Genomic DNA, 9,439 nt, shown 5'->3' with positions numbered 1-9,439 from the left:
GCCGTTGACGGTGAGCGTGTCGCCGTCGACAGGCGAGGTTCCGGCAACGCCTGCGCCGCCGGCGGTGCCGATCAGGGTCGCGGTGCCGGTCAGGTTGGTCGTACCGTCAGCGGCCAGCACGGCCGCGGCGGCCGTGAAGCTGCCCTGAGCAGCGCTGCCCAGCTTCGAGGACGACGTGGCAGCAGTGGTGCCGCCGGCAGCGCCGCTATAGAGCACGTTGCTGAGCGCGGTCGCGCTGGCATAGGAGGTGGTGCCACGCAGGTCCGAAGCGGTCGCACCCGAGATCGTGGTGGAGACGTTGGACTTGGTGGAGTAGCCGACCGTGGTCTGCAGCGCCTGGTTGGCGATCGACTTGGCGCTGTCGATCAGCTTCTGCAGCGAGGTGATGCCGGTGTTGGCGGCCTGCAGCACCTGCACGCCGTTGGCGATGCCGTCGAGCAGGTTGTTGATGTCGCTGGCGCGGTTGTCGAGCGACTGGGCCGTGAAGAAGTTGGTGGGATTGTCCAGGGCCGAGTTGACGCTCTTGCCGGTCGACAGGCGGCTCTGCGTGGTGGCGAGGAGGTCGGCGGTGGACTGGAGGGAGAGCAGGTTCTGGCGAACCGACGAGGAGAGGACGATACCGGACATTGAGTGTTACCCTTCTGGTACGCAACGCAACAAAACTTCGATTAGGATTAATCGATGCCCGGGACCGTGAACGCAGACGGCTAACAAAGCATAAAGCGTGTCGCGCAAAGCCTTGCGCGGATTCACCATATGGCAGCGTCACGCTCAGTCGAGCTCGCGCATATCGCCTTGATAAGACGATGCTTTCTTGCCCAATGTGGCGGCATTTGCCACTCGTCAACCATAACTGAGAGTACGCAATTGGCTGCATCCAATGCGCTGTCTCCGTTCTAGCGANTGTGCCGGTCAGGTTGGTCGTACCGTCAGCGGCGAGCACAGCCGCGGCAGCCGTGAAGCTGCCCTGAGCAGCGCTGCCCAGCTTCGAGGACGACGTGGCAGCAGTGGTGCCGCCGGCCGCGCCACTGTAGAGCACGTTGCTGAGCGCGGTCGCGCTGGCATAGGAGGTGGTGCCACGCAGGTCCGAAGCGGTCGCACCCGAGATCGTGGTGGAGACATTGGACTTGGTGGAGTAGCCGACCGTGGTCTGCAGCGCCTGGTTGGCGATCGACTTGGCGCTGTCGATCAGCTTCTGCAGCGAGGTGATGCCGGTGTTGGCGGCCTGCAGCACCTGCACGCCGTTGGCGATGCCGTCGAGCAGGTTGTTGATGTCGCTGGCGCGGTTGTCGAGCGACTGGGCCGTGAAGAAGTTGGTGGGATTGTCGAGAGCCGAGTTGACGCTCTTGCCGGTCGACAGACGGTTCTGCGTGGTGGCGAGGAGGTCGGCGGTGGACTGGAGAGAGAGCAGGTTCTGGCGAACCGACGAGGAGAGGACGATACCGGACATGACTCTGTTACCTTTCTGGTAAACGACGCTACTGTTACGCGTCTGCTTGGATCGAGATTGACCCAGCGACCGCCGGACCGTGGCGTCGAGACTTCTAACGAAGCATGAAATGAAACCCGCGCTTTTGCCGGGTCGCGCGTGATTCGGGCGCGGAAGCCGCGCACGTCGTCCCGCCGCCGCACAGACATGCCATTGTGAAGATTGGGCTTTTTCTCGCGAATGCCGGAGATTTACAGCTCGTTAACTAATTCCGAGCGAGAATCACGCCTTGATGAGCCGCAACGAACGCTCGGTTACGAAAGCGTTGATGGAGAACAGCATGGCCCTCAAGGTCGAGCTCAGACCGCACGAACGCATCATCGTCGGCAACTGCGTGATTACCAACACGGACCAGCGCGCCCGCCTGCTGATCGACGGCGACAACGTGCCGATCCTGCGCGAGCGCGACATCCTCACGCCGGAGACCGCCAATACGCCCGCCAAGCTGGTCTATCTCGCGGTCCAGCTCATGTACATCTCACCGGATCCGCAGACCCAGCACGGCACCTATTTCAACCTGGTGCGTGACATCGTCACTGCGGTGCCGAGTTCCTGGCCGATCATCGAAGGCATCAACAACAACATCCTGAACGGCGACCTCTACCGGGCGCTGAAGGACGCCCGCAAGCTGATTGCCTATGAAGAGAAGCTGCGGGATCAGTACGCGGCAGCGCATCCCCAGGCGGAAGCCGACAAGGCCGACGTGAGCTCCGCCGCCTGACCACACGCTTTCGCGCGCCCAAGCCGCGAGCGCGAGCGAACGACAACGGCCCCGGATCGCCTCCGGGGCCGTCGTCGTTTCAGGCATGCATCAATGCTGCTGCGCCGCGAGCGGCGGTGCCTCGACCTCGATCAGTCCGCCGCAGCTCCGCCGTCCGCCGAACTCCAGCACGGCCGCAACCAGCGCATCGATGTCCGCCTCCATGGTGCGGTGATTGACGATCGCGGCACGGATCGCAAGCCTGCCGTCCAGCGTCGTGCTCGACGGCGCTGCGACGCCGGACTCCTGGACATCGGCGACAATCTCGCGATTGACCGCATCATCGGCACGATAGCGGAAGCAGACGATATTGAGATTGACCGGCGCCAGCAATTCCAGCCGCGGCTCGGCCAGCACGCGCGCCTCAAGGTATTTTGCGAGTGCACAGCTTCGTGCGATCACCGCTCCAAGCCGGTCGGTGCCGAACGTCTTCAGCGTGAACCACGTCTTCAGCGCGCGAAAGCCGCGCGACAGATCGGGGCCGAGATCGCAGGGCCAGACTGCGCCCGCTGCAAGCCCCCTCGCCTCGCGGCGTAGATAGGCCGCCGGCTGCGCAAAGGCCTGCCGATGCCGCTCGCCGTCGCGCACCAGCAGGAAGCCTGCGTCGTAAGGCACCTGTCCCCATTTGTGGAAGTCGAGTGCGATGGAATCCGCGAGCTCGATGCCGCCGAGCAGCGGCGCAAGCTCGGGCGACAGGATCCCGAGCGCACCAAAAGCGCCATCGACATGAAACCAGATTCCTTCCTCGCGGCACAGCTCGGCGATCGCCCGGAGATCGTCGATCGCGCCGATATCGACGGTGCCGGCGGACGCGACCACCAGGAACGGCTTGAAGCCGACCTCGCGATCAACGGCGATCTGCGCGCGCAGCGCGGCAACGTCGATGCGATGGTCGGCATCGACACCGATCTTGCGCAGCGCGTCGGTGCCGAGCCCGACAACGTCCATCGCCCTGGAGACGCAGCCATGCGCAGCCCGCGACGTGTAGGCCGTGAGCAGCGCACCGTCATTGCCGATGCCGTGCTGCCGCGCCAGCGTGCCGAGCGCATTCGTGCGCGCTACCAGCACCGCCATCAGATTGGCCATCGACGTGCCCGTGACGAAGATGCCGCTCGCACTGTCGGGGAAGGCGATCAGGCGGCGCATCCAGCCGACGATCTGGCGCTCGACCTCGATCGGCATGTGGTCGCGCCCGCCGAGATTGGTGTTGAGGCCTGCCGCAAGCATCTCCGCGAGCATGCCGACCGCGGTGCCGCCGCCATGCACCCAGCCCATGAAGCCGGGATGGACGTTGCCGGTCGCATACGGCGCGACATGTTCGGCGAATTCGCGATAGACCTCGGCGAGATCGCTCGCCTCGCGCGGCACGTCGGCCCTGAATGCAGCACGGACGTCATCGGGGATCGGCCGCCAGACGGGCCGCGCCCGAACGTTGGCGATGCCGTCGATCGTCTCGTCCAGCATGCGATGGGCCAGCGCGCGAAATTCGCTCCAGTCCTGCGGATCGAGCGAGGTGCTCGTGACGGAGCTTTGCGTGTTGCGGACGATCTCGTTCATGCTGCGCTCTCCCTGCCCGCCTTTGCGTATCGCGACAGCATCGCCGTGAACGCGGCAAAGATCTTGCGCATCTGCGGCGGCTTGTAAGGGAACACGACTGGCGAATCCATGTTGTGCACGACGGCGGTGTTGTCGGCTTCGAACACCAGCAGCTCGCCCTGCTCGTTCTCGGCGCAATCGACGATGAAGTAATCGAGCCCGACGCGCCGGCTCATCTCTTCGAGCGCGCTTCTATGGCGCGCGGCGAAGGCGTGGTCGAAGTCGCGCATGAAGACGGCTTCCTCGGCCCGCTTCTCCTCGCTGAATGCCATGTAGGCGTTGAGATACCAGATGTCCCAGCGGTCGGCGATCGCCATGTGGCAGGCGTAAGGCTTGCCATCGACCATGGCGAGACGGTATTTGCGGTAGAGTCCGTCGGGGCTCACATAGTCGACGAAGCGCGCGACGAAGAAGTCCTGCTCCTTCCGTTCGGCGAGATAGGCCGCGAGCGCCGCCGCGTCGCCGAGCTTCGCGAGTCCGACGCCGGCATGCGAGCCCCGCGGCCGCGCGATGATCGGAAAGCGCAATTCGCGCGCGATGTCCTCGCAGGCGATCCGGCCCTGGGCGAGTTCAGACAATTGCGCACGCGTCGCGTGGATGGTCGCGGGAATGTCCAGACCCGGCACGCCAGCCAGCAGCCGATACAGCTTGTCGCGATCGAGATTGCCGATGCGATCGGGGCGGTTGAGCAGCGGCCGCGGCCAGTGCGGCGCGGCCCTTTCGATCAGCGCGAGCGCCTCGCGGCATTCCTCGGAATCGGATGCGACCACGATGGCAACGTCGTGCTCGGGCAAGGTTTCCGGCAGACCGGTGCCCTTGACCACATAGAGGGTCAACAGCTCGATGTCGGAGCCTTCGAGCAGGAATTCGATCGGCGTGTTGCCGCCCATGTCGATGTCGGCCGCAAGCGCGAGCACGCGCAAGCCCGCCTGCGGAGCCGCGCTGGCCGTACGAAACAATTGATGAAACGTCAGCACCTCGGACTGGATCGCGAGCCCCTGATCCTTGTCGCCCAGAAGCTGGGTGATCAAGGACAGATCCAGCCCTTCGCCCGCCAGCGCCGTCCCCGCCGCGATCCGCGCCACGAGTTGATCGCGCAACGGATGCAGATCGACGCCTTCGAAAGCCTGGCGCGTCAGCTGCGCAAAGCCGATGCGGTCGGCATAGTTCGCCGCAGTCAGGCCGATCGGCGCGGAAACTGGATGCTGCATCTCACACCTCGAACGCGGACTTTGCCGGCACGGCCGCGGTTGCGCCACGGTCGAGCAGCAGCTCGATCTTCACCAGGACATGAGCGATGCGGTCGAGGACGTGCTGCACGTTGCGTCGCGCCTTGATCGTGTCCGGCGACCAGCTTTCGGTCACGAGCCGTGCGCCGACGCAGAGGCGGAGCGCGGCCTGCGGCGTCTCGTCCTGCCGCTCCAGCCGGACCGGCTGGCCGATCAGGCAGCGCTGCGCGGCGACCTCTCGGTCCGCCGTGCTGCCGCTGATCTCTTCGCCCATGTCGCGCGCCAGCGCACGATGAACGGCGGAGGTCTCGGTGATCGAGACCGGTTTGCCCTGGCGCAGCAGCGCGAAAGGAAAGATGGTGGGTTGCGCGAATTCCTCGTCGTCCGCGTCGGTCATGTTGATCGCGGCTGGAACAGAGCGAAATGACGGCGACAGCGCGATCATGCTGTCGATCCCGGCGGCGAGCTCAGCGAGCATCTCGGCGCGGAAAACTGCGGGCACTGCGTAGTAGCTGCCGATCTCGGTCAGCGCCGCCTCCCAGCGCAGCCATTGACCGAAATTCGGCCGGCGCTCGAAGCGCGAACGCAGCTCCGTCCAGGCCACCGGCCAATCGCAACGGCCGGCGTAGTCGACGATACCAGGCGCGATCCCCTCGCCACGGTCGAGCGACCGCGAGAGCCCTTTCGGCACCAGCAGCGCACCGCTGAAGGCGGGCCCACCGAAGAATTTCGAGCCGGTGATCAGCACCATATGGCCGCGGTCGAGATAAGAGCGCAGCCGGCGGCGGCCGAGCCGGGCCTGGCAGGCATCGACGACGATCTGGACCTTGCGCGGCCAGCGCCGCGCGATCTCGTCGAGGCAGGCCGCGCTCGGCGCGCGCCATCCGAGCTTCGAGGAATCCATGATCTGAAGCAGCACGGGCGCGCCTTGCGCGATCGTCGCCTCGACCGCATGCAGCACCGCGGCATCGGCGTCCGCGCGCGTCGCGATCCCGCGCGCGGCCTCGCACAACGGCAACGCAACACTGGCGCCGGCGAGCCCGGCAACAGCGCCGTCCTTGCGAACCGCAAGGCCGCTCGCCGTCATGGAGCTGAAATGGTGCCCGCGGGAGGTATGGATCGTCCCGCTTCCGGTCTGGTCGGCGCCGACCACGATCGTCACCGGCCGTGCGCCGAGTATCGTGCGCGCCAGGAACAGGGCGTGGAGCTGCGAGTCCGTGCCGGAGGGCGAGAACACCACATCGACGCGCGGCGAGAGCTGGAGATGACCGCGCAGCTCGTCGCGCATGTCCTCGCAGCGTGCGTCGAAAGCGACTTCGACCTCGTCGAACAGGCACTTGTGGATCAGCTCTTCGCGCGCCTGCGCGGCACGGTCATAGGCGCGTTGCGAGATCGTCGATGCGGTCGAGGAGGCGAAATTCCAGATCTCCTGGTCCGGCGAGGCCGCGCAGCCATAGGCGTTGGAGCGACCCTTGGGATCGAGCGCGAGCCGCGGATCTCCGCCGGAGACGAGCAGCATGTCGAGCGGCGTGAAGAGATCGCGCAGGCGGTAGCGCGAACCGCCGTCGGACGCGCGTCCCGGTTCTGACACGCGGGCTGCGCCGCCGCTCATTCCGGAGGGCTCACGCCGCGGCATCGGCCGTCGCAGGCACGACTGCGAATTGCGAGGCGATGTCGCCGCGGAACACCGACGGCCCGACGTGATCGAGCGAGCTCTGAATGTCGGCCCAGATCTCGCCGCCGATATCGGTCCAGCGCTTGCAGAAGGCGAAGTCCTCGGAAAGATACGTGCCGGTCGCCGGATCGATCATGCATTCGAACAACGCAAAGCGGTTCTGGCTCGCGGCCAGCGTGTCATGCGAATGCTCGCGGAAGAACTGCAGGCCGGCATAGTCCGGGTGGCGGCACATCGCCTCCAGCACGTGGCGCCGGATCATCAGGAAGCCGGTGCCGGCATAGCGCACGCGGGTGAAGCCGTTGACGACGACGATGCGGTCGGGATCCTCGATCTCGAGCACGTAGTCGAGCGAGGCCGCCGGCACGTCGGTCCGGCCCGACTGGATCGCACGGGCGGCCTTGTCCCAGTTGACCCGCTTGATCGGATAGCAGCCCGCAACGACGTCCGCTCCGCATTCGATCAGCCGGAACACCTGCTCGGGCTTGAACCCGATATCGGCATCGATGAACAGGAAATGCGTCGCCTTGGGATCGTCCAGGAACATCGCGACCAGGTCGGCCCGCGCTCGCGTGATCAGCGCGTCGCCGTCGCGCAGATGCACCTTGAGCTCGAGATTGGACATCCCGTGCACGGCGCGCTGCAGCGCGAAGATCGAGCTCGCATAGATGCTCGACACCTGCCCGCCGAAGCATGGCGTGGCCACCACCAGTTGCATCTTGTCCGACATCGACTGCCCCGCCCCGCTCCAATCCTCACCAAGAGGTAAAGAGGCATGGTTAACGGCGCCTTAACGCGCCCTTACAGGAACTTGACGAGCGAGAGCTGCGCGAGGTTCGAGGTCACCTGGTAGGACGCCTGCAGCGCGTTCTGGAGCGCCAGGATCTCGCTCGCGACCTGGTCCGGCGAAGCCGATTCCGCCTGGTCGATGATGGTCTGGAGCTGCGCCTTGGCCTGGGTCTGGCGCGTGGAGGCGTCCTTCATCGTGTTCTGGGCCATCGCGATGTCGGTCTGGATGTCCTCGATGCGCTGCTGGCCGGGCTGCTGGGTCAGCGCCTGCGTCACCCGCAGGCTCAGCGCGGCGACCTGCCCGCCCGAATACTGCCCGGTCGGCGAGGTCGAGAAAGTCCCGAACACCGCGATCGCCTGCAATTGCCGGCGGATCGCGTCCTCGTTGGCCTGGGCACCATACTGCACCGTGACGGAATCGTCGACCCGCGCCATCGCGGTGGAGCGCGCCGAGCCGGGCCCGTCATTGCCCTGGTACCATTTCACGGTGTTGGCCGAACCGTTGACCAGCGTCGTCGCCGAGTTCGCCGGCGAGGAACCGACGCGCAGCGGCGGCTGCGCGGCGGTCACGGGCGTCGAGCCGAAGCCGAGCGAAGCAAGCGCGCCGGTATTCGAGCTGTTGATGTTCAGGCTCGTCGCATCGTCGGTGTTGATCGTGATCGAACCGCCATGAACCGTCGAAGGCTTCGATGTCCCCGTGATCTGGTCGATCTTGGTCAGCAGGGTCTGGATGCTGTCGCCGACGTTGAGCTGGTCGCCGGTCGCGCCCGAGGCCACGAAGGTCAGCGTGGTGCCGTTGATGGTGATCGTATCGCCGGCGACGAAGCCCGGCGAGATCGAATCCGAGGGGCTCGCGCCCGACAACGCCGTCGCGCCGGTGACGGGCGCCGGCGGCGCCGCCTGGTTGTTGACGGGCGTGCCGATCGCAGAGCTCGCGGTATTGAAGAAATTGTCGCCGGCGGTCACGGCGGACGCCGCGACCAGCGAGGTGTTGGCGAGCTTGGTGATCGCGGTGTTCAGCGCCGTGTTGAGGTTCGCCGCGGTGTTGTCCGGGTTGACCGGGACGCTCGCATCGATCGCGAAGCTGCCGACCGGCGTCGGCGTCGCCGTCGAGGCGGTCAGGTCGATCTGCTCGGTCGTGCCGTCCGGCAGGGTGAACTGGATGCTGAGCTTGTCGCCGTTGCTGGGATTGTTTCCGTTGAGGTCGACCGAGAACGACACCGGCGAGCCGCTGGGGCCGGTGACGGTCGCGCCCGTCAACGTCGAGGAGACCGCCTTGAGCTTGAGACCGAACGGCGAGCCTGCGACGTCTTCCGAGACCTGGATCGAGCTCGGCGTCGGCTGCGTCTGCACCAGCCGCCCCATGCCGTTGGCCCCCAAGTCGGCGGCCTGGCGCTCCGCCATCACGGTCTTGAAGCCCGCCTGCGTCGTGGTGCCATTGATGATGTCGCCGGCATCCGCGACCGGCTGCGTGTTGGCGGCGGTTCCGGAGAACAGATAGCGGTTGCCCGACTGCGTGTTGAGCACGCCGACCATCGAGCCGAACTGGGCGGCGGCGGTGTTCTGCGCGATCGTCTGGCCGTTGACGTTGAGATCCTGCGCGGTGTTGGCCGAGCCGGTCTGCACCGTGTTGCGAATCGTCGTCAGCGACTGCAGCGCGGTATTGGCGAGGTTGATGCTCACGTTGACGTTGGTGATCGTGTCGGTATAGGCGGCGATGTTGGAGAGCTGCGCGCGCCCGGCGATCGCAAAGCCCTCGTTGGTGCCCATGCCGGAATAGTTCTGCGACAGCTTGCCGGTCGAGAGCTGCGTCGACAGGTCGGTGAGCTGCTGATTGATGTTGCGGATCTGCGCGCCGAGAACCGACGAGGAGTAGTTGATGCTGCTGATCGACATGTTTC

At 65.9% G+C, this 9,439-nt stretch carries 7 protein-coding genes and 1 pseudogene; 1 reads left to right on the top strand and 7 read right to left on the bottom strand.

Annotated elements, in window-relative coordinates:
• Both XH87_RS04730 and XH87_RS04725 read right to left on the bottom strand, forming a co-directional pair.
• Positions 1-627: flagellin N-terminal helical domain-containing protein (locus XH87_RS04730; RefSeq protein WP_442868240.1), on the bottom strand; the 627-nt coding region annotated here is incomplete at its 3' end.
• A gap of 280 nt (positions 628-907) precedes the next feature.
• Positions 908-1,450, bottom strand: a pseudogene (locus XH87_RS04725) (flagellin N-terminal helical domain-containing protein); the annotation flags it as partial.
• 319 nt (positions 1,451-1,769) lie between these two features.
• Here XH87_RS04725 and flbT point away from each other — a divergent pair.
• Positions 1,770-2,210: a flagellar biosynthesis repressor FlbT gene (gene flbT / locus XH87_RS04720; protein ID WP_035707889.1), complete on the top strand. Its 441-nt coding sequence runs from the start codon at positions 1,770-1,772 to the stop codon at positions 2,208-2,210.
• Between the two features lie 90 nt (positions 2,211-2,300).
• Here the strand turns inward: flbT and XH87_RS04715 are convergent, their stop codons facing one another.
• The 5 genes from XH87_RS04715 to XH87_RS04695 all read right to left on the bottom strand — a co-directional run bounded on the left by XH87_RS04715 (position 2,301) and on the right by XH87_RS04695 (position 9,434).
• Positions 2,301-3,806 (bottom strand): pyridoxal phosphate-dependent decarboxylase family protein, encoded by a 1,506-nt coding sequence (locus XH87_RS04715; protein WP_271586343.1) that lies wholly within the window; start codon positions 3,804-3,806, stop codon positions 2,301-2,303.
• Positions 3,803-5,056, bottom strand: coding sequence for an ATP-grasp domain-containing protein (locus XH87_RS04710; RefSeq protein ID WP_271586342.1), 1,254 nt, complete (start codon positions 5,054-5,056; stop codon positions 3,803-3,805). The genes XH87_RS04715 and XH87_RS04710 overlap by 4 nt, the downstream gene beginning before the upstream one ends.
• 1 nt (position 5,057) lies before the next feature.
• Entirely contained in the window at positions 5,058-6,686 is a 1,629-nt protein-coding gene (locus XH87_RS04705) for a hypothetical protein (protein WP_271586341.1), read from the bottom strand.
• Positions 6,687-6,696: 10 nt separating this feature from the next.
• Positions 6,697-7,479, bottom strand: coding sequence for a hypothetical protein (locus tag XH87_RS04700; protein WP_271586340.1), 783 nt, complete (start codon positions 7,477-7,479; stop codon positions 6,697-6,699).
• Positions 7,480-7,550: 71 nt separating this feature from the next.
• The gene (locus XH87_RS04695) at positions 7,551-9,434 is read right to left on the bottom strand and encodes a flagellar protein (RefSeq protein WP_271586339.1); all 1,884 of its coding nucleotides are present in this window, start codon (positions 9,432-9,434) and stop codon (positions 7,551-7,553) included.
• Between the last annotated feature and the right edge of the window lie 5 nt (positions 9,435-9,439).

The organism is Bradyrhizobium sp. CCBAU 53415 (assembly GCF_028128735.1).
Taxonomy (GTDB): Bacteria; Pseudomonadota; Alphaproteobacteria; order Rhizobiales; family Xanthobacteraceae; genus Bradyrhizobium.
The sequence above is the reverse complement of the archived record's forward strand: the minus strand, read 5'-3'. Positions and strand labels throughout refer to the sequence as shown.

Bases quoted from the DNA above. Each gene is read 5' to 3' on its own strand.
- XH87_RS04715 (WP_271586343.1), bottom strand. From the start codon at position 3,806: ATGAACGAGATCGTCCGCAACACGCAAAGCTCCGTCACGAGCACCTCG.
- XH87_RS04705 (WP_271586341.1), bottom strand. From the start codon at position 6,686: ATGAGCGGCGGCGCAGCCCGCGTGTCAGAACCGGGACGCGCGTCCGAC.
- XH87_RS04700 (WP_271586340.1), bottom strand. From the start codon at position 7,479: ATGTCGGACAAGATGCAACTGGTGGTGGCCACGCCATGCTTCGGCGGG.
- XH87_RS04695 (WP_271586339.1), bottom strand. From the start codon at position 9,434: ATGTCGATCAGCAGCATCAACTACTCCTCGTCGGTTCTCGGCGCGCAG.
- XH87_RS04710 (WP_271586342.1), bottom strand. From the start codon at position 5,056: ATGCAGCATCCAGTTTCCGCGCCGATCGGCCTGACTGCGGCGAACTAT.
- flbT (WP_035707889.1), top strand. From the start codon at position 1,770: ATGGCCCTCAAGGTCGAGCTCAGACCGCACGAACGCATCATCGTCGGC.